The sequence below is a fragment of the Kitasatospora sp. UYEF31 genome, assembly GCF_057291755.1.
Genome location: NZ_JBXAWK010000016.1, coordinates 39128 through 62316, shown reverse-complemented (window position 1 = coordinate 62316; position 23189 = coordinate 39128). Strand labels below are relative to the sequence as shown.

Annotated in this window: 22 protein-coding genes; 6 read left to right on the top strand and 16 right to left on the bottom strand. The window is 69.8% G+C overall.

The window, feature by feature from the left end; translation table 11 throughout:
- Nucleotides 1-92: 92 nt before the first annotated feature.
- A complete protein-coding gene (locus tag AC0Z36_RS10815) occupies nucleotides 93-2318 on the bottom strand; it encodes a carboxylesterase/lipase family protein (protein ID WP_485462557.1) in 2226 nt (741 codons plus the stop codon).
- A gap of 449 nt (nucleotides 2319-2767) precedes the next feature.
- Here AC0Z36_RS10815 and AC0Z36_RS10810 point away from each other — a divergent pair, with 449 nt between their 5' ends.
- Nucleotides 2768-4036, top strand: coding sequence for an ROK family transcriptional regulator (locus tag AC0Z36_RS10810; protein ID WP_485462556.1), 1269 nt, complete (start codon nucleotides 2768-2770; stop codon nucleotides 4034-4036).
- Here the strand turns inward: AC0Z36_RS10810 and AC0Z36_RS10805 are convergent.
- From AC0Z36_RS10805 to AC0Z36_RS10750, 12 genes are all read right to left on the bottom strand, one after another.
- Nucleotides 4011-4841 (bottom strand): PaaX family transcriptional regulator, encoded by an 831-nt coding sequence (locus AC0Z36_RS10805; protein WP_485462555.1) that lies wholly within the window; start codon nucleotides 4839-4841, stop codon nucleotides 4011-4013. The two genes, AC0Z36_RS10810 and AC0Z36_RS10805, sit on opposite strands and share 26 nt — an antisense overlap.
- Before the next feature lie 86 nt (nucleotides 4842-4927).
- Nucleotides 4928-5716: a maleate cis-trans isomerase family protein gene (locus tag AC0Z36_RS10800; protein ID WP_485462554.1), complete on the bottom strand. Its 789-nt coding sequence runs from the start codon at nucleotides 5714-5716 to the stop codon at nucleotides 4928-4930.
- A gap of 147 nt (nucleotides 5717-5863) precedes the next feature.
- Nucleotides 5864-6769, bottom strand: coding sequence for a fumarylacetoacetate hydrolase family protein (locus AC0Z36_RS10795; protein ID WP_485462553.1), 906 nt, complete (start codon nucleotides 6767-6769; stop codon nucleotides 5864-5866).
- 247 nt (nucleotides 6770-7016) lie between these two features.
- Nucleotides 7017-8126, bottom strand: a complete 1110-nt coding sequence (locus AC0Z36_RS10790; protein ID WP_485462552.1) for a cupin domain-containing protein — start codon at nucleotides 8124-8126, stop codon at nucleotides 7017-7019.
- A complete protein-coding gene (locus tag AC0Z36_RS10785) occupies nucleotides 8123-9334 on the bottom strand; it encodes a carbon-nitrogen hydrolase family protein (protein ID WP_485462551.1) in 1212 nt (403 codons plus the stop codon). The genes AC0Z36_RS10790 and AC0Z36_RS10785 overlap by 4 nt, the downstream gene beginning before the upstream one ends.
- A 50-nt stretch (nucleotides 9335-9384) precedes the next feature.
- Nucleotides 9385-11991: an oxidoreductase gene (locus AC0Z36_RS10780; protein WP_485462550.1), complete on the bottom strand. Its 2607-nt coding sequence runs from the start codon at nucleotides 11989-11991 to the stop codon at nucleotides 9385-9387.
- Nucleotides 11992-12209: 218 nt separating this feature from the next.
- Entirely contained in the window at nucleotides 12210-12680 is a 471-nt protein-coding gene (locus AC0Z36_RS10775) for an acyl-CoA thioesterase (protein WP_485462549.1), read from the bottom strand.
- The gene (locus AC0Z36_RS10770) at nucleotides 12680-14320 is read right to left on the bottom strand and encodes an AMP-binding protein (RefSeq protein ID WP_485462548.1); all 1641 of its coding nucleotides are present in this window, start codon (nucleotides 14318-14320) and stop codon (nucleotides 12680-12682) included. Before AC0Z36_RS10770 ends, AC0Z36_RS10775 begins: the two co-directional genes overlap by 1 nt.
- Nucleotides 14321-14545: 225 nt before the next feature.
- Nucleotides 14546-15184, bottom strand: coding sequence for a CoA transferase subunit B (locus tag AC0Z36_RS10765; protein ID WP_485462547.1), 639 nt, complete (start codon nucleotides 15182-15184; stop codon nucleotides 14546-14548).
- A 3-nt stretch (nucleotides 15185-15187) separates the two neighbouring features.
- Nucleotides 15188-15961: a CoA transferase subunit A gene (locus tag AC0Z36_RS10760; protein WP_485462546.1), complete on the bottom strand. Its 774-nt coding sequence runs from the start codon at nucleotides 15959-15961 to the stop codon at nucleotides 15188-15190.
- A gap of 137 nt (nucleotides 15962-16098) precedes the next feature.
- Complete coding sequence (locus tag AC0Z36_RS10755; RefSeq protein WP_485462545.1) at nucleotides 16099-16602, bottom strand: MarR family winged helix-turn-helix transcriptional regulator; 504 nt, start codon at nucleotides 16600-16602, stop codon at nucleotides 16099-16101.
- Nucleotides 16603-16611: 9 nt separating this feature from the next.
- Complete coding sequence (locus AC0Z36_RS10750) at nucleotides 16612-18390, bottom strand: FUSC family protein (protein WP_485462544.1); 1779 nt, start codon at nucleotides 18388-18390, stop codon at nucleotides 16612-16614.
- 320 nt (nucleotides 18391-18710) lie between these two features.
- On the opposite strand from AC0Z36_RS10750, the gene AC0Z36_RS10745 reads away from it, so the two are divergent.
- The 3 genes from AC0Z36_RS10745 (at nucleotide 18711) to AC0Z36_RS10735 (ending at nucleotide 20548) form a co-directional block, all read left to right on the top strand.
- Nucleotides 18711-19358 carry a M15 family metallopeptidase gene (locus tag AC0Z36_RS10745; protein ID WP_485462543.1) on the top strand — a complete coding sequence of 216 codons (648 nt, stop codon included), beginning with the start codon at nucleotides 18711-18713 and terminating at the stop codon, nucleotides 19356-19358.
- Between the two features lie 260 nt (nucleotides 19359-19618).
- Entirely contained in the window at nucleotides 19619-20116 is a 498-nt protein-coding gene (locus AC0Z36_RS10740) for a hypothetical protein (protein ID WP_485462542.1), read from the top strand.
- A gap of 9 nt (nucleotides 20117-20125) precedes the next feature.
- A complete protein-coding gene (locus AC0Z36_RS10735; protein WP_485462541.1) occupies nucleotides 20126-20548 on the top strand; it encodes a DUF559 domain-containing protein in 423 nt (140 codons plus the stop codon).
- Between the two features lie 62 nt (nucleotides 20549-20610).
- Here AC0Z36_RS10735 and AC0Z36_RS10730 read toward each other — a convergent pair whose 3' ends face one another.
- Nucleotides 20611-20913 (bottom strand): hypothetical protein, encoded by a 303-nt coding sequence (locus tag AC0Z36_RS10730; protein ID WP_485462540.1) that lies wholly within the window; start codon nucleotides 20911-20913, stop codon nucleotides 20611-20613.
- Nucleotides 20914-21009: 96 nt separating this feature from the next.
- Here AC0Z36_RS10730 and AC0Z36_RS10725 point away from each other — a divergent pair, with 96 nt between their 5' ends.
- A complete protein-coding gene (locus AC0Z36_RS10725) occupies nucleotides 21010-21555 on the top strand; it encodes a GNAT family N-acetyltransferase (protein WP_485462539.1) in 546 nt (181 codons plus the stop codon).
- Nucleotides 21556-21615: 60 nt separating this feature from the next.
- Here AC0Z36_RS10725 and AC0Z36_RS10720 read toward each other — a convergent pair whose 3' ends face one another.
- Nucleotides 21616-21990, bottom strand: coding sequence for a hypothetical protein (locus AC0Z36_RS10720; protein WP_485462538.1), 375 nt, complete (start codon nucleotides 21988-21990; stop codon nucleotides 21616-21618).
- 182 nt (nucleotides 21991-22172) lie between these two features.
- Here AC0Z36_RS10720 and AC0Z36_RS10715 point away from each other — a divergent pair, with 182 nt between their 5' ends.
- Nucleotides 22173-22469 carry a VOC family protein gene (locus AC0Z36_RS10715; RefSeq protein ID WP_485462537.1) on the top strand — a complete coding sequence of 99 codons (297 nt, stop codon included), beginning with the start codon at nucleotides 22173-22175 and terminating at the stop codon, nucleotides 22467-22469.
- Here the strand turns inward: AC0Z36_RS10715 and AC0Z36_RS10710 are convergent.
- Nucleotides 22466-23152 (bottom strand): class I SAM-dependent methyltransferase, encoded by a 687-nt coding sequence (locus tag AC0Z36_RS10710; RefSeq protein WP_485462536.1) that lies wholly within the window; start codon nucleotides 23150-23152, stop codon nucleotides 22466-22468. The two genes, AC0Z36_RS10715 and AC0Z36_RS10710, sit on opposite strands and share 4 nt — an antisense overlap.
- Nucleotides 23153-23189 lie beyond the last annotated feature (37 nt).

The window sequence follows — 23189 nt, the reverse complement described above, 5'->3', positions numbered from 1 at the left end:
GTGCCGGCGCGGAGCCCGGGGGCTGCTCGATCCAGTGACGGGTGATCGCGGCTTTCCGCGATCACCCGTCACTGGATCAAGCTGATTCAGAGTCAGGTCCGGGTGGCGTCCGCGGCCGGGTCCGCCCAGAAGTCACACTGGTGTTTGGCGGCGTAGTCGCGTGCGACCGTGGGGCCGGTCGGGCGGAGGGTCAGCAGCTCGTGCGCCGCTCCGGCGCGGGGCCACGGGGTCTGGAACCGGACGTTCGGGTCGCCGGTGCGCAGGAACGCTCCCCAGTAACGCTTCATCTGTGTCGCGAGGTTGAGCTGAATCGGCGTCAGCGGACGGTCGCCCATGGTGAAGTCGGTGAGGTAGGCGAGTTCGGCGCTGTGCGCGTTGGACATGTCGACGCCCGGCAGCTGGGCGCCCTTGAGGGTCGGGGACTGCGGGTCGTCGAACTCATAGACGTAGGTGGGGGTCTGACCCGCGAGGTCGGCCGCGGTGCGGTAGGTACCGCAGCCGAAGGTGGAGTCGGTGAGCACCTGGGCCATGGCGTAGAAGGGTGCCGGGTAGTCAGCGGCCGGGTAGCGCGCGAGGATCCGCGGGCCGAGCGGGCCGAACTGCGCGTTGAGGGCGCCCGCGTACTGCCCGGCCGTCATCGCCTGCTGGCCGACCAGGAAGAGCTTGCCCTCGGACCGGGTGCTGCCGATCAGGACCGGGACCTTGTTCCAGTTGCCTGACGCGATGGCCTGGGCCGGGGGGACCGGGAGCGCGCCACCACCGGTGGTCGGCCCTGCGGCGGTGTGCTTGCGCGCCGCGGCGACCAGGTCGGGGGCCCAGGCCGCGCGCAGGCAGGCCGGGGCGGCGGCGGGGTCGGGGCAGCCGGCGTCGGCGGCGAAGGCGCGGCCGTCCGCCGCGGCCTGCTGCATGGGAGTGCCGTTCAGGAAGCCGCACGGTCCGCTCTGCAGGACGGCGGTCGCGAACTTGCCCTTGGCCAGCGGCGAGGCGAGCATCGCGCACACCGATCCGGATCCGGCGGACTGACCGTCGATGGCGATCCGGTCCGGGTCACCGCCGAACGACCCGATGTTGCCACGGGTCCAGTCGAGTGCGCCGATCTGGTCGAGGAGGCCCCAGTTGCCGGAACTGGCCGGGGTCTCGCCGTCGAGTGCGGGCAGCGCGAGGTAGCCGAACTCGCCGAGCCGGTAGTTGACGCTCACGACGATCGAGTCCGTCAGGTCGGCCATCGTCCGGCCGCCGTACTGGGTTCCGGTGCCCTGGGTGTAGCCGCCGCCGTGCATCCAGAACAGGACCGGGAGTTTCGCTTTGCGGGGCGCCTTGCGCGGGCGGTAGACGTCGAGGTACAGGCAGTCCTCGCTGGTGGCCTGTTCGTCGGCTACGCCGAAGGGTGCGAACTGCACACACGCCGGGGCCTGGCGGGTGGCGTCGCGGGTCCCGGACCAGCGGGCGGGCGGCTGCGGGGCGCGGAAGCGCAGGTCCCGGGTCGGCGGCGCGGCGTAGGGGACACCGAGGAACTCCTCGGCGCCGTCCTGCGCGTGGCCGCGGAGGCGGCCGTCCGCGGTGCTGACGACCGGGGCCGGGCTGGACTTCTCAACGCGCGCGTCCGCGGCTGAAGCCTGGGTGCCGCCGACTGTGGACAGGGCGAGTACGGCGGCGATCAGGAGCAGGAGTTTTGGTCTGCGGGGGGTGGGCTGGTGCACGGGGTCCCTCCTGGGTGGGTGAGTGAGTGAGTGGGTGGGTGGGTGGGTGAGCCAGAAGTTGCCGGTGCCCGGGTCGCCTTCGGTTCCGCCGTCCGCGCCGTCGTCCACGCCGTCTTCGGTATTGCCGTCCGCTCTGTCGTCCGCACGGCCGTCCGGGCCGGGGTAGAGGTACCCGAGCGCGCCGGTCCGGTACGTCACCGTCACGACGACGAGGTCGCCGTCGCGGGCGAAGGTGTCCCCCGCGTAGATCGGCAGGGTGCTGGATCCGCTGACGAATCCGCCGCCGTGGATCCACACGAGGACCGGTCGGCGGGCGTCGTCGGGGCCGGGCGTCCACACGTTGAGCGTGAGGCAGTCCTCGTCGAACGGCGGTGCGCCGTGGCCGCCCAGGACCGGGTCCGGACCGAACGGCTGCGGCGCGCTCGGGCCGAAGCCGGACGCGTCGCGCACGCCGTCCCAGCCGGGGTGCGGCCGGGCCGGACGCCAGCGCAGGTCACCGACGGGCGGTTCCGCGTACGGGATGCCGCGGAAGACTGCGAGCCCGTCCTCATGCGTCCCGCGCAGGGTGCCTGCGGGCAGCTTCGCCACTGGGGCGCGTTCGTGTTCGACGTTGGTCATGAGAAGTTCCTCGGGTTCGCGGTCGGAGTGCTATGGCTACCCCACTCCACACTCGCCGGACAAGAGGTGATCCCGGAATTCTGAACTGCGAAACACGTTCGTTATTGAGGAATGCTTGAATTCAAAGACTGAATCCACCGGATGAACCCGGGAGAATCTTCACACCCTGACATCAGTCCAGCTCAGCGACACTTTGACGCACCATTGAGCACAGCGCGGAGCATCCGCCACTTGAAGACATGAAGGGTTTTCGGGGCGTATCGGGGAAAGCCATCGACCGGCTGCCGACCGCACGATGACCGTACGATGGCCGATTTTGGTCCTGTGTATTTCCGGAAAGCCCGGTGCCGGGAATCCCCGCAGGGGACAGAATCGCGTCACCCGGGGGAATTCCAGGCGGCGTGGTCGGCGCTTGACGCCGCCCCGCGCCGCTGCCCAGCATGACCCGCATGACCGAGAGCCGAGGCCGCACCCAGGCGTCACTGCGGGCCGGGAATCTCCGGCACCTGCTGGCCTGCCTGCGGACCGAGCCCATGTCGCAGACCGAACTGGCGGGCGTCTCCGGGCTCTCCGAGGCCACCGTGTCGAACCTCGTCAGGATCCTGACGCAGGATCAGTTAGTGGTCCTGGAGGCCGGTGTCAGGAACGGCCGTCGCGCCAAGCTCGTCCGGCTCGGCGGTCATCGTTCCGTGTGGGTCATGGGTGTCGACCTCGGCCGGACGTCGATCAGTGTCGGCGTCATGTCACCGACCGGAGAAATCTGGGACCGGACGGCACCGATCCCCAGCCCCTGTTCGTACTCGCAGGCCCTCGACACGATCGGCCGACTCGCCCGCGTCGTCCGCACGGAGCGGGAACTGCCGCTGTCCGACGTCGTCGTGGCGGTCGTTTCGGTCCCCGGTCTCGTACGGACGCCGACGAAGGACACCGCCCGCGCGCTGCTCGGCCAGGGTTACCACCAGGCCGTGGGCTGGGGCAGCGTGCCGCTGGCCCGCGACCTGACCGCCGTGCTCGGTGTGCCGGTGCACGTCGACAACGACGCGAATCTGGCGGCCCTGGCGGAACTCCGGGCGGGCAGCGCGCGGGGCAGCCGCGATTTCATGTACCTCCTCGCGGACACGTACGTCGGCGGTGCGCTCGTCCTGGACGGCGTGGTCTACCGCGGGGCTACGGGCGTCGCCGGCGAGTTCGGGCACACAGTCGTCGACCCGGGCGGCGCGGCCTGCTGGTGCGGTGCCCACGGCTGCCTGGAGACCCTGATCGGCGAGGCGGCGCTGCTCGCGGAGCTGGGCCGACCTGAGCTGGACCGACCTGAGCTGGACCGGCTGGAGCTGGGCTGGCCTGAGAACGGCCCGCGCGGGATCGGTGATGTCGTCGCGGGCGCCCTGGCCGGGGACCCGCGGTGCAGGGCGGCCGTACGGGACGCAGGAACTGCGATCGGCACAGTGGTCGCCGGTGCCACCACCCCGCTGGACCTCGAACTCGTCGTGATCGGCGGGGCGTTGGCTGGTGCCGGGACGCTGCTGCTTGAGGCGGTCCGGGCCCGGCTCACGTTGTACGTGAGCCGGTTGCGCACATCGACGATCGACGTGACCACGGCCGGGCTCGGCGAGGAAGGGCCCCTGCGCGGGGCGCTGCTGAGTGCGCGCGACCGCTGTCCGGCCGGCGTCGCCGGGGAACCGCAGAGCCCGGTCAGCCCGCGGGCACCAGGCCGGTGACCTTCTCCACGTGCTTCAGTCCCGGCGTGGCCAGCATCCCGTGCAGGTCGAGGAAGACCCGGCGGGCGGCGACCGCGTTCCAGTCGTCCGGGAGGAGTTCGGCGGGCAGTCCCGGGTCGAGGTAGGGCAGCCGGCGCCACTGGGTCAGCATCGGGACGTACGCGCGAAAGGCCCAGTCGGGGTCGACGACCGTCTCCCGGCGGGCCTGTTCCACGATCGGCGCGTACGTGTCGGTGAACGCGGCGTACTGCTTCTCGATGGCCTCGAAGTCCCACCACGAACTCACCGTGGGCGGCAGGTCGGCGAGACCCGCGTAGTCGCCGGTGAAAAGGTGGACGTAGTCGCCGAGCCCGGCGTGTGTGAGGGTCTGCCGGGCGTCGTCGAGGAGCCGGGCGGGCGCGATCCACACGCCGGGCGAAGCGTTGCCGAAACCGAGCCAGGTCAGCTTGGAGCGCAGTTGATGCCGGTGGGCGCGTTCGGATTCGGGGACGGAGAAGACCGCGATCACCCAGCCGTCCGCCAGCCGGGCGGGCTCCAGCGCACCGAAGATGCGCCGGTCGCCGACGTCGAAGACGGCTTCCGTGGACGGGCTCAGCCGGTAGCCGGTGCCCGCCCGGGACTCCTGGACGAAGGTGCCGCGTTTCTTCAGCCGGGACACGGCCGAGCGTACGGCGGGGGCGTCCACCCCGAGTTCGCCCATCAGCACGATCAGGTCGGCGATGGAGATCCAGCCGCCCAGGCGGCGGACGTACGCGCCGTAGACCGTATTGATCACAGAGCCGGGCCGGGGAGCGCTGTCCGCCATGATCACCTTTCCCTGGACAGGACGGCAATCTTATCCGCAGGGGCCTGTCCGGCCCGGTGCCGCCCTGTGGGTTCGGAGCGCGGGTGTCACCCCGTCGGTGCCGAAGGCAGCGGAGCCTGCGCGTAGGCACCTGACAGCAGGTGTCCCGCGCCCGGCGCGAACGCCGGGAGGCCGAGCGCGCGCAGCATCTGGTGGACGGTGCACACCGCCGCGGAGACCACCGGCTTGCCGAGCTTCTGTTCGGCGGCGTCGATCGCGGCGAGCGAAGGCATCTGCACGCACGCGGACAGCACGACGGCGTCGGCGTCCGAGTAGGCGAGCCGTTCGGCGATACCCGGCAGCAGCAGCGGGTCGTGCGCCGCGACGTCCAGGTTGTCAGGGATCTCCAGGGCCTCGTAGTCCAGGACTTCGATCCCTTCGTGGCCGAGGTAGTCGACGACGGTACGGGTGAGGGGCAGCATGTACGGCGCGATCAGGGCGACCTTCTTCGCACCGATGGTGTGCAGGCCGTGGACGAGGGCGCCCGCACTCGTGACGACGGGGGCCGGGCCACCGTTGTCGACGGTACGGGCGTGCAGGCGCTGTTCGGCCGTCCGGTGGTAGCCGAGTCCCATGGCCATGATGGCGACGAGGCACGCGTAGCCGAGGACGTCCACACGCGCGTCGGACAGCTCGACCGCGCACCGGTCGGAGTCGGCGTCCATGGCTTTGAGCTGCTCGGGGGTGACGTGGGTCATCCGCATCCGGCTGGAGTGGAAGGTGAAGCGCTCGGGCGCGACAGCCTCACGGGCGCGGAGGATCGCCGGCACTTCGGTTTCCATGGTGACGTTGGAACTCGGCACGATCTGGCCGATGCGGAAGTTGGTTCTGGGCATGACGGTTCCTTACGCGTGGGCAGCGTGGGCTGCGTAGTCAGGACGGACAGGGCGGGCTGCGTAGTCAGGACGGACAGGGCGGGCTGCGCGGGCAGGACGGTCGGGACGGTCGGGACGGGCTATGCGGTCACTGGGATTCCGGCTGGTTCAGCGGGCGTCGACCACCGGGTTGGACAGCGTGCCGATGCGCTCGATCGTGGCCTCGACGAGGTCGCCGGGCTTGAGGAACTGCGGCGGGACCATGCCCGCGCCGACCCCGGCGGGCGATCCTGTGGAGATCACGTCGCCGGGTTCGAGGGTCATGCCCGAAGAGATGTCGGCGATCAGGCGCGGGATGTCGAAGAGCATGTGCCGGGTGTTGGACTTCTGCTTGGTGTCCCCGTTGACCGTGAGCGACAGGTCGAGCGCCTGCGGGTCGGGGATGTCGTCGCCGGTGACGACGGCCGGGCCGAACGGGGCGTAGGAGTCCTGGCCCTTGGAGAAGAACCACTGGCCGGAGCGGCGCTGGTCGCGGGCGCTGATGTCGTTCATGATGCTGTAACCGAACACGTGGTCCCACGCGTCGGCTTCGCTGACCTTGTACGCGGTCCGGCCGATGACAACGGCGAGTTCGCACTCCCAGTCGAGCTGCGCGGTGAGGTCTGCGTTGTGCAGGATCGGCGCTCCCGGCCCGGTGACCGCGGTCGCCGGCTTGCCGAACAGGACGGGCCGGTCCGGGAGTTCCTTCGCGGTGTCCAGAGTGCGGCTGGACTCGGCGACGTGCTCGACGTAGTTGAGGCCGATCCCGATGACCTTCCCGGGGCGGAGCGGCGCCAGGAGGGTCACCTCGGCCGTGCCGCGCATCGCATCGGCGGGCCAGGAGGCGTGGTCGCCGACCAGGAGTTCCCGCGCTGTGGCGAGCGCGTCGGGTCCGGCCTGGATGAACGACAGCAGGTCGCCGGGCAGTTCGACACCGGACGCCGCGGCGAGCACGGCCAGGTCCACGACGCGGTCGCCGACTTCGGCGCCCAGGCGCTGGGATGCGTTTCCAGTGGTGAAAGTGACCAGTCGCATGGGGGGGTCCTCACGTCAGGGCGGCACACCGGCCGCGCCTCGGGTTCAACCGTACGATTCAAGGTTTGAAGGCTGTTTTAAGATTGTTTGAAAGCTGCTTGAAGGCTGCTTGAAGGCTGCTTGAAGGCTGCTTGAAGGCCGCTTGAAAGCTGCTTGAAGGCCGCTTGAAAGCTGCTTGAAGGCTCTTCTGCTGCGGCCCGGCGGCGGATTCGGACCGCCGCCGGACCCTGGGCAACGCCTTCAGCGGCTAAGCGCCGGGCTGTCGGCCGCCGTTTTCGGTGTATGCCTCCTCGCGGTAGAAGCCGAGCGAGCGCATGACGGGGAAGTCGTTGAACGAGAACAGGACTGCATCGTCGGACACGTCGAGGTTGGCGTGCTCGTGCCAGGCCCACGACGGGACGGCGAAGACATCGCCTTCGTGCCACTCAAGGCGCTGCCCGCCGACGATCGACACGCCGTGCCCCTTGGCCGCCGTGTAGACGACGGACCCCGTGTGCCGGTGTGACTTCGTGGCCTGGCCGGCGCGCAGGAGCTGGATGTGCGCGCTCATCGTCGGCATGACCGGGCCGCCGGTGGCGGGGTTGGTGTATTCCATGATCACACCGTCGTACGGGGAACCTCCGGTCGCGGACGCCAGGTCGAGGAGGGCCTGGTAGGTGGGCTCCCACGGCCAGGCGAGCAGCGGCGAGTACGGGCGCGTCCACTTCGACGCGCCGTACGGCACGAGGTTGCCGCCGAAGGTGAGCACGGACGAGTTCACGACCTTGCCGGGCACCTGGTAGACGTCGGGGTGGACCTCGTAGAAACCGGCGTCGAGCGCGTTGACCAGGGGGATGTCGAGACCGTCCTGCCAGATGACGGGCGTGTCGTCGGACTCGTTGCCGTGCTCGTGCCACGTACCGTTCGGGGTGATCGCGAAGTCCCGCGCGCCGACCCGGAGTTTCTGACCGTCGACGACCGTCCACGCGCCGGTTCCTTCGAGCACGAAGCGCAGCGCCGCAGCCTGGTGCCGGTGCGCGGTCATCGACTCGCCGGGACCCATGATCTGGAGGCCGGAGTAAAGCAGCCCGGCCGCCGCGCTGACGTCGCGCCGCCCCGGGTTGACGAGCATCACGACCCGGCGGCCGGCGTCGTCGGCCTTCACGAGGTCGAGTGCCTTGCGGACGAGGGGGCGCAGTTCGGCGTAGCGCCACAGCGTCGGCACGGACTTCGGCTGCGGGTACCACGGTTCGATCTCGTTGGCGACGGTCCACAGCGCACCGGCCTGGTGTTCAGCCAACTCGGCGTAGTAGGACTTGAGTTCGGGGGTTTCGGACACTCGGGCGCGGCCGAGCACGCTGTCGTCCTGCGTGGTCACCTGTCCTCCTCGGGAGCTGATCCGGTTGCCTGCGCCGGCGGTTCCTGAATCGACTGCGGTGCTTGAGGTGCCAGGGTTGCTTGAGATTCCAGGGTTGCTTGACGTGCCAGGGTTGCTTGACGTGCCAGGGTTGCTTGAGATTCCAGGGTTGCTTGAGGTGCGACGGGCGTCTGAGGCCTCTGGCGTTCCTGGAATTCCGCCGGGTCGCAGGTGAACGTGATCGGCGTCTGCGCCCGGTTGTCGACGTGCAGCCGGAAGACGTCGAAGCGGTTGTAGTGGCCGACGATGTCGTGCATCTGCTTGGGCTGGATGCACTTGGCGAGGTCGATGTCGGCGTAGACGATGCCCTCGTCGTCGATCAGGGGCTCGGTGACGGGGCGGCCGTCCGGGCCGAAGATGCCGGACAGTGCGCTGCGCTTTCGGGCGAGGGCCTTACGGACCTCCTCGTCGTCACCGGCGATCGCATCGACGATCCCGGGTGAGATGGTCGAGCACGCGACGACCGAGAAGACCTTGCCCTCGAAGCTGTGCGCTGCCGTTCGTACGGCGATGGCGTCCGCCATGTCGTAGTCGGTGGGCGCGACCGGGAGGGCGATGTAGCTTGCCGCGTGTACGAGTTCGCCCTGCGCGAGCAGGGTGTAGCGGGCGAGGGTGTTGGTGTTCTCGCCGCACGCGAGCACACCGAGCGGGCCGATCCTGGTGGGGTGCACGCGCAGCGAGCTTCCGTCACCACCCGTCCACGTCAGTTTCTCAGCCCAGGTCGGAACCAACTTCCGGTGCACACCGATCAGTTCGCCGTCGGCGTCAATAGTGAGGAGCGTGTTGTACAGGACTCCCATGCTGTGCGTGCCGCGCTCGTTGACGCCGATGACAACAACCGCACCGGCTTCGCGGGCCGCGGCGCGCAGGGTGTCCACGTGCGGCCCCGGGACATCGATGGACGAACGGTAGAGCCGCTCGAACCAGGGTGATCCCTGTACGGGGTTCATCGTCCAGTTCCAGTACGGGTAACCAGGCACGAACGCCTCGGGGAACACAATGAATTCGGCCCCGCGGGCCGCGGCTTCACGGATCAGCGACACTGCCTTGTCCACGGTCTTGGCCGTGTCCAGATAGACAGGCGAAGCCTGGACCGCAGCCGCCTTGAAGCGTGGCGGATTGTCGCGCTGACTGCTCGTCATGACGGGCGGCGGGGTCGAAACGGTCATGGGCTCTCCTCGGATTCCGGCGGGGTCGGCGCGTCGCCTCCCGACTGGGGTCAGCGTTGCCCGGTCAGCACCAGCGGTTCCTTCTGCGGCGTCCACCGGGGGCGCACGGGGTCGACGGACTCCTTGAGCAGGTGCAGCCGCGGCGCCACCCGGTCACTGCGCGCCCCGGGCGGTTTGCGGCTGCCCGCGCGCCACGGCGCCGGCCAGACCGCGCCCGGTCCGCTGTACCCCTGTTCGGCTGCGGCATGCAGGGTCCACAGCGGGTCGTACAGGTGGGCCCGGCCCACCGCGCACAAATCGGCGCGGCCCGCGAGGAGGATCGAGTTGACGTCGTCGTACGTGGAGATCGCACCGACCGCGATGGTCGGCACACCCGTCGCATTGCGGATCAGGTCGGCGAGCGGGGTCTGGTAGCTGCGCCCGAACGCGGGCCGTTCATGCGCCACGACCTCGCCTGTCGACACGTCGACGGCGTCCGCGCCGGCCGCCCCGAGCGCCCGGGCCGTCTCGACCGCCTCGGCTTCGGTCGTCCCGCCGTCGGCCCAGTCCGTCGCCGAGATACGCACGATCAGCGCCTTCTGCGCCGGCCAGACGGCGCGTACGGCGGACAGCGCCTCCAGCGGGAAGCGCAGCCGACCAGCGAGCGGTCCGCCGTACCCGTCGGCGCGGAGGTTGGTCAGCGGCGACAGGAAACCGGACAGCAAGTGCCCGTGGCCGTATTGGAGTTCAAGCACATCGAAGCCCGCACGGTCGGCCCGCCGGGCCGCCGCCGCGAAAGCTGAAGCAAGCTCCTGCAGCTCTGCCCGCGTCGCCTCGTGGGGCGTGCTGCTCCCGACGTTCCAAGGAATCGCGGACGCAGCCACCGTCGGCCAGCCGTCCGCCGCGGCGAGCGGCGCGCAGATGCCCTGGTGGTCCGGCGTTCGGGTCGCGGCGCGGCGGCCCGCATGGGTCAGCTGGACGCCCAGGAGCGGCCCGTCGGCGGACTGTTCCCGGACGGCCGCGGTGATCCCCGCCCACGCGGACTCCTGCGCGTCGGACCACAGTCCCGTACAGGCGCTTGTCGCCCGGCCTTCCGGGGTGACCGCCACCATGCCCGCGAGGACCAGCCCCGCACCGCCGAGGGCGAACGCGCCCAGTTGGGCCTGCTCGAAGGCGCTGGGGACGCCGTCACGCGCGGTGTAGGTGGCCAGCGGCGGTACCACCACCCGGTTGCGCAGCCGGACGGGGCCGAGCTGGAAGGGCCGGAACATCGGCGGGACGGACACTGTGGACCGCGCGGGCTGCCCGGCTTCCCCGGCTTCCCCGGCCTCGCTGACCTGGCTGACCTGGCCACCTTTCCCGGCCTGGCTCACCAGCTCTGCCAGCTCCGTCAGTTCCGCCAGTTCCGTCAGCCCTTCCTGCTCCGCCCGCTCCGCCCGATCCGCCTGCTCCGCCCGATCCGCCAACCCCGCCCGCTCCGCCCGATCCGCCTGCTCCGCTTGCTCCGCCAACCCCGCCTGCCCGTCCACGAACGCCGCGTCCACCGTCGCCACAAATCCGGCGTCCCGCTCGCGCAGGTTCCCGTACGTGACCCGCCGGCTCCGCGTCAGCAGGTTGAACGCGAACTGCTCAGGTCCCTGGCCCACCGACCGGCCGATGTTCTCGAACCACTCCAGACTCGCCTGCGCCGCGCGCTGCGTGGACTGCACGACCGGCTTGCGCTCTGCCTCATAGGCGGTGAGCGCCGCCGGGATGTCCGCGTGTTCGTTCAGGCACGCGGCGAGCGCGAGCGCGTCCTCCATCGCGAGCTTGGTGCCGGACCCGATCGAGAAGTGCGCGGTGTGCGCCGCGTCCCCGAGGAGGACCACGTTGCCGTGGTGCCAGTTCGTGTTGCGGACCGTCGTGAATCTGATCCACCGTGAGTTGTTCGGGATCAGCCGGTGCCCGTCGAGGTGTTCGGCGAGCAACTCCCCGCACCGCCGGATGCTGTCCTCGTCGCTTGCCCCGCGCGGGAGTTCGCGGTCCGCGAACTCGGCGAACCCGCCGCGCCGCCAGGCCTCTTCGCCGATCTCCACGATGAACGTGCTGCTGTGCTCGTCGAAGGGATAGGCGTGCACTTGGAGGGTGCCGAAGTCGTGCTCGGCGACGATGAAGGTGAACGCTTCGAAGACCTTGTCCGTGCCGAGCCACATGTAGCGGCAGTGACGCTCGTCCAGTTCGGGCTTGAACGTGTCGGCGTACTGCTCGCGGGCCGCCGAGCGCACCCCGTCCGACGCGACCACCAGGTCGTAGGCGGCGGCCAGTTCGTCAACCGGCGGGGCTTCGGTGCGATAGCGCATGTCCACACCCAGGGCCGTGCAGCGGTCCTGGAGGATCTGGAGCAGCCGCTTGCGGCCGAGTGCCGCGAAGCCGTGTCCGCCTGAGGTGAGTGTGCGGCCCGCGTACCGGATGTCGATGTCGGTCCAGCGGGCGAACTGTCCGGACATCGCGGCGAAGATCTCTGCGTCGGCCTGGGCGATGCCGTCCAGGGTCTCGTCCGAGAACACCACGCCGAATCCGAACGTGTCGTCCGGAGCGTTGCGTTCCCACAGGGTGATCTCCGAAGTCGGCGACAGTTGCTTGGCCAGCGCGGCGAAGTACAACCCACCCGGGCCTCCGCCGATGACTGCTGCGCGCACAGCGCCCTCCCCTTGGTTCCCGACTCACCGCAGAATATGCAGTAAAATCTACTGTCGTCAATTGTTCACGATACCTACGATCGCACCGCCGCCTGGTGCCCGGCATTTCAGGGCAATTCGTGCGCGCTTTCACGGCACTTTGACGGCGCTTTCACGGCGCTTTCACGGCGCTTTCACGGCGCTTTCACGGCACTTTGACGGCGCCGTACGGATATTTCTCAGGCGTAGGACTCCGGAGCCTGTAGTCCGCCCCGGGAGAGCAGTTCGCGCACGTCGTCCGGCCACGGAGTGGACCCTTTCGCCTGCGCCGCCGAATACACGACCGACAGGTGGCCGACGGCGGCGATCCCGTGCGCACCGCGCACCTCGAACGCGTAGTGCAGCGAACTGACGCCCACCTTCTCGACGCGCAGTTCGGTGTGGACGGCCTCGCCGAACCACAACCGCTCCCGGTAGTCGGCGTCGAAGTGCACCCGGGGGATGCTGCCGAACAGCTGGTTCAGCCCGAGCCGCCGCAGCAGCACCGCCTCAGCCGCTTCGACCCAGCGCTGGACCGCTGAGAAGTGGTAGTGCCCGGCCGCGTCGGTGTCGGACCACTCGACCCGCCGCTCGACGACGACTGCGGGCAACGACTGCACGCCCGCCTGTTCAGTGGTTGCTTCCTGCTCGTCCATCCGGATGCCTTTCATCAGCCGGTCCCGACGACCGGATTGTGCGAGTGGGGCCGGGTGCGCAGTTCACCGCGCCGCAGCTTGCCGTTGCTGGTGCGCGGCAGGGCGTCGACAAATTCGACCGCGCGCGGATATTTGTACGGAGCTATCGCCTGTTTGACGAACACCTGCAACCGCTCGGCGGTGGCGGCGTCTGCGGGGACACCCGCGCGCAGGACCACAAAGGCCTTGACGATCGTGCCGCGCCGTTCGTCAGGGGCGCCGACCACTCCGCACTCGAGCACGTCGGGGTGCTGGACCAGGGCGAGTTCGACCTCGGGCCCGGCGATGTTGTAGCCGGCGGAGATGATCATGTCGTCGCTGCGCGCCTGGTACCACAGGTAGCCGTCGGTGTCGCGGATGTAGGTGTCGCCGGTGAGGTTCCAGCCGTCGCGCACGTACGTGAGCTGGCGGTCGTCGTCCAGGTAGCGGCAGCCGGTGGGACCCTTGACCGCGAGCAGTCCGGGATCACCGTCGGGCACCGGCAGTCCGTCCGCGCCCAGCACCACGGCCTCGAATCCGGGCACCGCGCGGCCGGTCGCGCCGGGGCGGATGTCGTCGTCGGCGGCCGAGACGAAGACGTGCAGCATCTCGGTCGCGCCGATCCCGTCGATGAGCCGGATTCCGGTGGCCGCGTGGAACGCGTGCCAGGTCTCGGCGGGCAGAGCTTCCCCCGCCGACACACACCGGCGCAGGCCCGCGAGCCGGCCGGCTAGGCCGCCGACGAGTATCGCCCGGTAGGCGGTGGGCGCGGTGAACAGTACGGTCACACCGAACTCGGAGACGAACACTGCGAGTTCCTCCGGCGTGGCCCGCTCCAGGAGCAGCGTCGCCGCGCCGACGTGGAACGGGAAGACGACAAGTCCGCCGAGCCCGAAGGTGAACCCGAGCGGCGGTGTCCCGGTGAACAGGTCGCCGGCGACGGGCTTGAGGATGTGCCGGGAGAACGTGTCGGAGTTGGCGAGCACGTCGCGGTGGAAGTGCAGCGTGGCCTTGGGCCGCCCGGTCGTCCCGGACGTGAACGCGATCAGCGCGACGTCATCGGCAGCGGTCTCGACTGCCTCGAACACGCCGCTTTTGTCAGCACAGCGCCGGATCAGATCGTCCGGGGTGTCCGCGCCGTAGCCGACGCTCACCAGGCCGGGTGTCTGTGCGGCGGCCAGTTCGGCAAGGTAGCGCTGGTCGCACAGCGCGACGACCGGGCGGCTGATCCCGTGCAGTGCCGACAGTTCGTGCGCGCGGAGCAGCGGCATGGTCGTGACGGCCACTCCCCCGGCTTTCAGGACGCCGAACCAGCAGGCGACCAGCCAGGGGTTGTTGGGCCCGCGCAGGAGCACGCGGTTTCCGGGGACGAGGCCGAGGTCTTCGGTGAGCACCTGCGCGACCTGGTTCGCGCGGCGCTGGAGTTCTCCGTACGTCCATTGCCCGTCGGGCGTCACGAGGCACCTGCGGTCCGGGCCGAGTCGCGCGACGGTCGCGTCGAGCAGTTCGCTCGCGCAGTTGAGCCGCAACGGGTAGTGCAGTTCCGGGAGTTCGAAGCGCAGCTCGGGCCACTGTTCAGCGACAGGCAGTCGGTCCCGGCAGAAGGTGTCGATGTGCGCGGAAGGGGACAGCTCCATGGGCGCGCACCTCATTCTGGTGTCAGCGACGGTCGCGGAGCCAAGGTATCCACGAAATCTGACGACAGTCAACGATGTGCGATAAACCTGTCCGGAGATGTGCGCCCGGCGACCGTCCGGGTACGCAGAAGGGGCCCCCGCCGGATGGCGGAGGCCCCTCTCACAGTCAGTCCTACGGTGTGTGGCGCGGCATCCAGTCCCGTTCTGGATCAGGCTTCAGGGCTTTCAGGCCACCTGCACGCGCAGCTTCGGCCCGGTCTTCTCCTGGATCTCCTCCGGGGTGACCCCCGGCGCGGTCTCCACCAGCACCAGGCCGTCCCCGGTGACGTCGATGACGGCGAGGTCGGTGATGATCCGCTGGACGCAGGACTTGCCGGTGAGCGGCAGCGAGCACTCGTCCACGATCTTGTGCGTGCCGTCCCTGGCCACGTGCTCCATGAGCACGATGACCTTGCGTGCACCGTGGATGAGGTCCATCGCACCGCCCATGCCCTTGATCATCTTGCCGGGGATGGTCCAGTTGGCCAGGTCGCCGCGTACGGACACCTGCATCGCGCCGAGGACCGCCGCGTCGATGTGGCCGCCGCGGATCATCCCGAAGGACAGCGAGGAGTCGAAGTACGAGGCTCCGGCGGCGACCGTGACGGTCTCCTTGCCGGCGTTGATGAGGTCCGGGTCGACGGCGTCCTCGGTCGGGTACGGGCCGACCCCGAGGATGCCGTTCTCCGACTGGAGGACGACGTGCACGCCCGCCGGGAGGTAGTTCGGCACGAGCGTCGGCAGGCCGATGCCCAGGTTGACGTACGAGCCGTCGGTGAGTTCAAGCGCCGCGCGGGCGGCCATCTCGTTCCGTGTCCAAGCCATCGGTCACACACCGTCCTTCGGGGCCGCGGAAACCGTGCGCTTCTCGATCTGCTTCGCCGCGACCTGATCCGACGTCAGGAGCACGACCCGCTGGACGAACACGCCCGGGGTGTGGATGAGGTCGGGATCGAGCTCACCCGGCTCCACCAGCTCCTCGACCTCGGCGATGGTGATGCGTCCGGCCATCGCCGCGAGCGGGTTGAAGTTGCGCGCCGACTTCTCGAAGACGAGGTTCCCGTGCCGGTCCCCCTTCGCGGCCCGCACGAGCGCGAAGTCGGTGGTGATGGACTCCTCCAGGACGTACTCGGTCCCGTTGAACTCCCGAACTTCCTTGGCCGGGGAGGCTACCGCGACGGTGCCGTCGGTGTTGTAGCGCCACGGCAGACCGCCGTCGGCGACCAGCGTGCCGACACCGGCGGGCGTGAAGAACGCCGGGATCCCGCAGCCGCCTGCCCGCAGCCGCTCGGCGAGGGTGCCCTGCGGGGTCAGTTCCAGCTCGATCTCGCCGGACAGGTACTGCCGGGCGAACTCCTTGTTCTCCCCCACGTACGACCCCGTGGCGCGTGAGACACGTGCCGCGTGCAGCAGGACGCCCAGGCCCAGGCTGTCCACGCCGCAGTTGTTCGACACGACCTTGAGGTCGGTCGAACCGAGCTCGAACAGCGCCTGGATGAGTACGGACGGAATGCCGCACAGGCCGAATCCGCCGACGGCGAGCGATGCCCCGTCGCCGATGTCCGCCACGGCCTCTGCCGCGGATGTCACCACTTTGTCCATGGTCTCCCTGACTCTCCGGTCGGCCGCGCTGTGCGCTCTGTTCGAGCGCCCCCGCCCGGCCTGTCGACCCTACGGCTCCGGGTTCTTCCGGCAGCCGTCCGGCTTCTGCTGAGTGGAAACTTTCACTCAACCGCCGCTCAGCGGAAGGTATGCCGCACAACGCCTTCCGCCAGCGTGTTGAGCAGTGCGATGAGCTGTGCCTGCTGGTCCTCGTCCAGCACCCCGAACAGTTCCCGTTCGACGGCGAGCAGCGCGGGCAGCGCCGCGTCCACCCGCTGCCGCCCGGCTTCGGTGAGCACGAGGTGCACGACCCGCCCGTCCCGTTCGTCGGCCTGCCGGCTGACCAGGCCGACCCCCGCCAGGCGCGCGATGCGCTTGGTGGTGGCCGCGGCCGAGGACAGCGTCTCCCGGGTGATACCCGAGGCGGTGAGTGAGTCACCGTGCCGCCGCAGCGCACTGAGCACCTCGAAGTCCGCACGGGTCAATCCGTACGCCTTCAGGGTCTGCTCGGTGGCGTCCCTGACGAGGTTCAGCGAATGCTGGATCCGGCCGCCGATCTCGATCGGGGTCGTGTCGACACCGGGCAGCGTCGTGGCCCATTGGTCGATGAGTCGCCGTACGGGATCGGTGTGTTCAGGCACGGCCGCAGCTTATGCGGTAAGGGAGCGCAGGTCACGGGTGGGATTCCCGTGCCGCAGCCGGCCCAGGAGGGTGTAGGCGCGCTGCTCGGCCTGGGCGACCTCGCCCTCTTCCACGCGTACGGGCCACAGTTCGCCGCGGGCCCCGTCCTCCGCTTCGCGCAGCGCCGCGACCGCGTACGCGAGTTCGGCCGTGGCGGCCTGCCGCTCGGCCGCGGTGCCGGCCGAGTCCGCGTTTTCCGTCGCCGTCCGCACCGCGCCCAACGCCCGGTGCAGGCCGACGGCCGCCTGGTTGTGGGTGAGCAGCAGGACCACCGGCAGGGTCACCGCAGCGCCGAGCGCGGTGGCCAGGACGCGGTCCCACAGGAGCCCGCCCATCCCCGGCTGGAGGCTGAGTTCGCCGAGCAGCAGGCTCAGCGGGGTCAGGAACATGACTCCCAGGGCGTAGTTGCGGCCGATCACGTACTCCGTGCCGAACTGCATCACGGCGACCATCACGACGATCACGACCGCGCCCGGGTGGAAGGCGAGGAACACGGCGGTGAGGATCAGGCCGAGCACCGTGCCGAGGACCCGCTGCACCGCCCGATGGGTCGTCAGGCGGGCGGTGCCGCCCTGGAGTACGGCCGCCGCGCCGATCGCCGCCCAGTAGTCGTGGCCGAGGCCGAGCGCCCACGCGAGGTAGCCCGCGAGCGCGGTGCCGACGGCCGCCCGGACAGCGTGCGGGAGCACGGCGAGGCTGCGTGCCGCGGGCTGCGGCCACGCGTGGCGCGCGGCGGCTTCCGCCCATCCGGCGGCGAGCCTGTCATTCCGTACGGCCGTCTTCGGCAGTTCGACGCGGCGGTTCCGGGAGGCCAGTAGCGCCGCTGTCGCGCGCATCTCCGTCGCGGTTCCGGTGTCTGTTTCCGGGCTGTGCATGACGTGCGTCAGTTCGGCCCACGCGTGGTTGAGCAGGGCGTGATGGGCGCCCCGGTTTTTGCGGTTGCTCTTGCGGTTGCTCTTGCGGTTGCTCTTGGCGCTGTTTCCGGCCCGGCTTCCGATGCTGCGGCGCGCGGTGACGATCGCGGCCACGGCCTGGTGCTGCGCCGCTGTCTGGTGCGGTCCCGAAGACGACCCGTCGAGTACGGCGGCTGTCGCGCGCAGTGCGGCGGCTACCGCGAGGCGCTCCGGGCGCAGCGGGTGGACGGCCCAGCCGGTCACGGCTACCGCGCAGGTGAAGACCAGACCCGCCGCGGTCAGCGCGGCGTGCTGCGGGATGTCGGTGCCGGTGACGGCCGGGGCGACCGCGGGGACCGCGTACGCGAAGAGGAACAGCACCGCGCCGGGCCCCGTGACCCGCAGCACCGAGCACACGTAGACCGCCAGGCCCATGATGAGACCCATGCCGGTGAGGAGTACGGCGGTGTTCCCGTACGCCGCCGTGGCGCTTCCGGCCGCCACCGCCGCGATGATGCCCAGGCCGATCCCGCAGGTGCGCAGAAGGCGTTTTCCGTAGGCCATGTCGCGGGTGCAGAGGAGGGGGAACCCGCCGAAGGCTGCGTAGCCGGCCTCCTGGGCGTGCCCGGTCAGGACGAGCAGAAGCGCGGGGAGGGTGAGGACGACTGCCGCGCGCAGGCAGAAGGAGGCGACCGGGGTGAAGGGGCGCAGGCGGAGGGCTTCGCGGGGGGCGAGGGCGGCGACGAGGCGGGCGGGGAACGCGGGCTCAACCGCGGGCTCGGCTGGGTTCTCGGCTGGGTTCTCGGCTGGGTTCTTGGCTGGAGGCCTGACGGAGGCACCGGGGACAGCAGGCATGCACACCACTATTACACCGGTAAATTAACTGAGTGTTTCGGCCTTCCGCGGCGAACTCCGCGTACGCGGGGCCGCGCCACAGGGCCGCGGTCCGCTCCAGCCGGACCAGCGCCTCCCGATGCCGGAGCCCTTTCAACGGAACCGGCCCCCGCCTGTCCACGGCCGCCAAGGGGCCGAGCACACCGAAAGTCATCGCCGCTGCCGCCGGCCTGCCGGCCAGGTAGCGCGGGCGACTCCGGAAACTGGCAAGGGAGCGGGGAGCAGCGCCGCCGCGACGGGGTGAATCCGCTGCCGGCTCCCCCGTACGACATGATCAATCCATGACCGAGATCACCCTCATGTCCGACCTCAGGATCGCTGCGATCAGCGTCGAGGAGTGCGGAGAACAGCTCGTCGACGTACGGGGCCGACTGCTCGTCGACCCGCGCAAGCAGGACGCCACAGGCGCGTACGCGCACCTGCGCAGTGGTGTCCTCGAAAGGCTGCTGCATGCGGAGAAACTGCTGCCTGAGGGCCTGCGGCTGCTGTTCGTCGAGGGTTTCCGGCCGCCTGCGCTGCAGCGGATGTACTTCGACGAGTACGCGGAGGAGTTGCGCGCCGCGAATCCGCTGTGGTCGGTGTCCCAGCTGCGCATTGAGACGAGCCGGTATGTGTCGCCGCCGGAGATAGCCCCGCACAGCGCCGGTTCGGCGGTGGACCTGACGTTGGTGGACGCCGAGGGGCATGAACTCGACATGGGCACGCGGGTGAACGCGTCACCGGAGGAGAGCGGTGGGGCGTGCTACACCCACTTCGCGGGTCTGGGTGCGACTGCTGTCGCCAACCGGCGGATCCTGTCCGCCGTGCTGCTCGAAGCCGGTCTGGTGAATTACCCGACTGAGTGGTGGCATTGGTCGCACGGGGACCGTTACTGGGCTTTCGGTACGGAATCGCGGGCGGCGTTGTACGGGCCGACCGAAATTGTCTGAACTGCGACCGGGCGGGGCGGCGGGGATTGCCCGCCCCACAGCTGAGCAGCCGGGTGCGAACGCGCAGTCCTGGGCCGCTCGGCGTGGGCGCGCCCGCTGGATCGGCAGCCGCTTGATCCGGTGCGCCGTACTTCGTTAGCACCCCACCCCGCGCGCCGCCATCCCCCGATAGTGCCGTCCTGTTGTCCACAACCCCTGGTTGTCCACAGGTCCATTCCGCGGTGCGTTCGCAGCGTGCTTCCTCGCTGCCCAATGAGTGAATGACGTCTCCCCACCCGCTGTCTCCGGACGACCGTCTCGGCGGTCTTGCCCGCGCCCAGGCAGGCTTGTTCACCCACCGTCAGGCCACCGCGGCCGGGTTCACCTCGTCGCGCGTCCGGCGGCGGGTCGAGCGCGGGCTCTGGCTCCCGCACTATCCGCGGGTGTTCCAGGTCGCGGCGACTCCTGTCGGCGCTGAAACCGTCGCCATGGCCGGTCTCCTGCACTGCGGCGACGGGTGCTTCAGCCACCTGACCGCGGCCCGACTGCTGGGCATCGATGTCCGGTCGGCCGACCGGCGGGTGTGGATCACCGTCCCCGCGCATCGACGTGCGGTCGTCGCCCCACGCCTCGTTGTCACGCGCTCGCGTCGGCTGACTCCCGAGTCGGTCGGCGTCGCGTGTGGCCGTCCGGTTACGACTCCTGTGCACACCGTCCTCGACCTGGCCCAGCTGCTTGATCCGGTCCAGTTGCGCCGGGTGCTGTACGAGGCTTGCTGACGGCGTCTGGTGACGCTGGATCAGCTCCTCGTCGCGGCGGAAGGCCGCAACCTTCCCGGGGTGGCGCTGCTGCGGTCACTGCTTGCGGAGTTCGATCCGGCGTACGACGCGGAGACCGAGCAGCAGGCTGACGCGTACTTCCGCGCGGCCGGGGTCATCCTGGCCAAGCAGGTGGAGATCCACGACGGCCCTTACCTGATCGCGCGGCTCGACTTCGGCGATCCCGAGCTGCTCGTGGGCGTGGAGGTCGACGGCCGGGCGAACCACTTCACGCCGGACGCCGTCCTACGGGACCGCCGACGTGATCAGGCGCTGCGGCGGCGGGGGTGGGAGGTGCTGCGCTTCACGACGGAGGATGTGCCGCGGCGGCCGCAGCAATTGGTGCGGGATGTGCGGCTCGCGCTCGACGCTGCGCGGCGTCGGATTCCTTGATCCGCGTGTATTCAGGGCGCTGTTTTCAGTCAGTTGGATACACGGGAATCTTGTGTTGCCTGTCAGTCCGTCTCCTCGCTGACGAGGGGACCGGCAGACCCCGTGGCCCCGGTGCCCCCGGTGCCCCCGGTGGCCTCGGCGGCCTCGGCGGCCTCCTGTGCCGCATAGCCCGTCAGCTTCTCCGGCGTGACGCGGACGACGACCCGCACGGTCCCCGGCGGGTCCTCGCCGGCGGGCTTGCCGTCGTACTTCCACGACAGTGCCTCGTCCAGCTCCACGCCACCGTCGGGGTTCACGGTGGCCAGGACGGCGAAGTTCCGGCCGTCGAGGAGTTCGCGGAAGCCTTTGTTCAGGGTGACAGTCATGGCGACAGGTTGGTTGCCGGAAGGCTTTGGCGGTACCGGATTCCACCTCCGGCGGCGGTACCGGATTCCTCCTCCGGCTTCCAGCACAATGGGATGATGCGGATTCGCGAAGTCACCGTAGATGAACTTCCCGTCCTCCAGGCGATCGAGCGCGCGGCCGGGGAATGCTTCCGGGACATCGGTATGCCGGAGATCTCCGACGACGAGCCTTTCCCGGTAGCGGAGTTGGCGCGGTACCGACGCGCGGGCCACGCGTGGGCGGCAGTCGACGCGGACGACCGGCCGGTGGCCTACCTGATCGCCGAAGTCGTGGACGGGAGCCTCCACATCGAGCAGGTGTCGGTGCACCCGGCGCACGCACGACGCGGTGTCGGCCGGGCGCTGATCGGGCAACTCGCGGACCGGGCCGTGCGCGACGGCGTACCGGCGCTGACGTTGACCACATTCGCCGAGGTCCCGTGGAACGCGCCGTACTACGCGCGGTGCGGGTTCCGGGAGCTGACTGACAGTGAGCTCACCCCGGGGCTAAGGGAGATCCGCAAGCTGGAGGCGGAGCGCGGGCTGGACCGGTGGCCGCGGGTGTGCATGCGGCGGGAACTACACCCGCGCGCCGACCGAGCCGAACCTTCACCTGCTCAGTAGGGACTCATCTGGTCCAGAACACGATCTGCGAGGTCCACGATCGCCTCAACCTTCGGCTGGTCACACGCTCCACCTCCTCCAACGAGACCGCAGGAGTGTCCCGCCCGCCGTACTCGGCCTGGTTGCGACGCCGTCCTGCCGCTCCCAGGCCGCCCGGCCTATCCGGTGGGCATTGACCTCCCGGCCCAAGATCCGTCGCGCCGCTCGGGCGGCATCGTCGAGGTCATCCTCATCGGCGTCTCCGACAACAAGCACGTCGATATCCTTGGGCGCCTGCCCCGCCTCGCCCAGATAGCGTGCGGCCCAGGAGCCGTAGATGTACGCCGCGTCGATGCCGTCGAGTCCGGCGAGGATCTCGTCCAGCACTGCGGCGGGGCCGTAAATGAGAGCCAGCAGCTCACCCTGGAACGGTGAACGCAGTATCGGCAAGAGCATCGGCGCAGCCTGTTTCATAACATGAAACAGGCGGTGCGTGCTACGCAACAGCGAACAGTGTGGGCAGCCCATCCGGCAAACTCGCCGGGAACGGATCTGACAGTTCACCGCCGTTCCCGACGGCCGCACGAAGGGCGACGTCAGCGCCACCGGCCCCCGCCTGTACGGAGAGGAACCTACCCGTGCGCCTGAATCTGCTCGTCCTCTACAGCCCCGACGTCACAGCGTGCGTGGAGTTCTACCGCCGCCTCGGGTTGGCGTTCACCGAAGAGCGGCACGGATCCGGCCCGGTGCACTACGCCGCGGTGCTCGACGACGGCGCGGTGTTCGAGATCTATCCGGCGACGGCCGAGCGCGAAACAGGGACCGTACGGATCGGGCTGGCCGTCGAGGTGACCTCCGCGCTGTCGGCAGGCGTAATCACGCTCACCGATCCTGACGGGCGGAAAGTCGACCTCGACGTGGCCGGGCGCGATTAGGAGGCCACTACGCGCACCCACGTCCCGTCGTCCGTGAGATACGCGTCCACCTTCAGGCCCGCCTCGGCGAGGGCCTGCTCAAAGGCTTCCCGGGTCAGCGGGCGAGACAAGAACGTCTGGGTCCAGGTGGCGTCCGGGAAGATGTATTCGAAGTAGATGGAGTCCACACCCTCGCCGACGGGGTCAGCCGAGACCGTACGGAAGACCGCGTCGCCGCTCCGGCGCTCCCGGGGGACGTTGGCGTGCCAGTCCGCGCCCTCGCGCTGGATCAGGACGCAGCCGCCCTCGGCGACGTGGCGGCGGCAGGTGCGCAGCAGCCCTTCGCGCACCGCCACCTCCCCTGCGTGGACGAGGAACGACCCGAGCATCACGACATCGAAGCGGTCGCCCAGGTCCAGCGTCTCGATCGGGCCGCACACCGTACGCGCGCCTGAAATGCGGTCGAGCATCTCGGCAGACTCGTCGACGGCGGTGACCGTGAATCCGCGTTCGGTCAGAGGGTGCGTCACCCGGCCGACTCCCGCGCCGAGTTCGAGTATCGAGGCGCCCGGAGGAACCGCAGCCTGAATGATGTCCGGTTCGTCGTTGACGGGAAGTCTCAGGTACAGGTCGACCGCGCAGCCGTCCGGAGTGATCGGCCCAGGACCCGTGCCCGCGTATCCTTCGCGCATTCGTCCAGTCATGCGGTCCAGCTGAGCACACGGCCCGCCTGACCGGCCC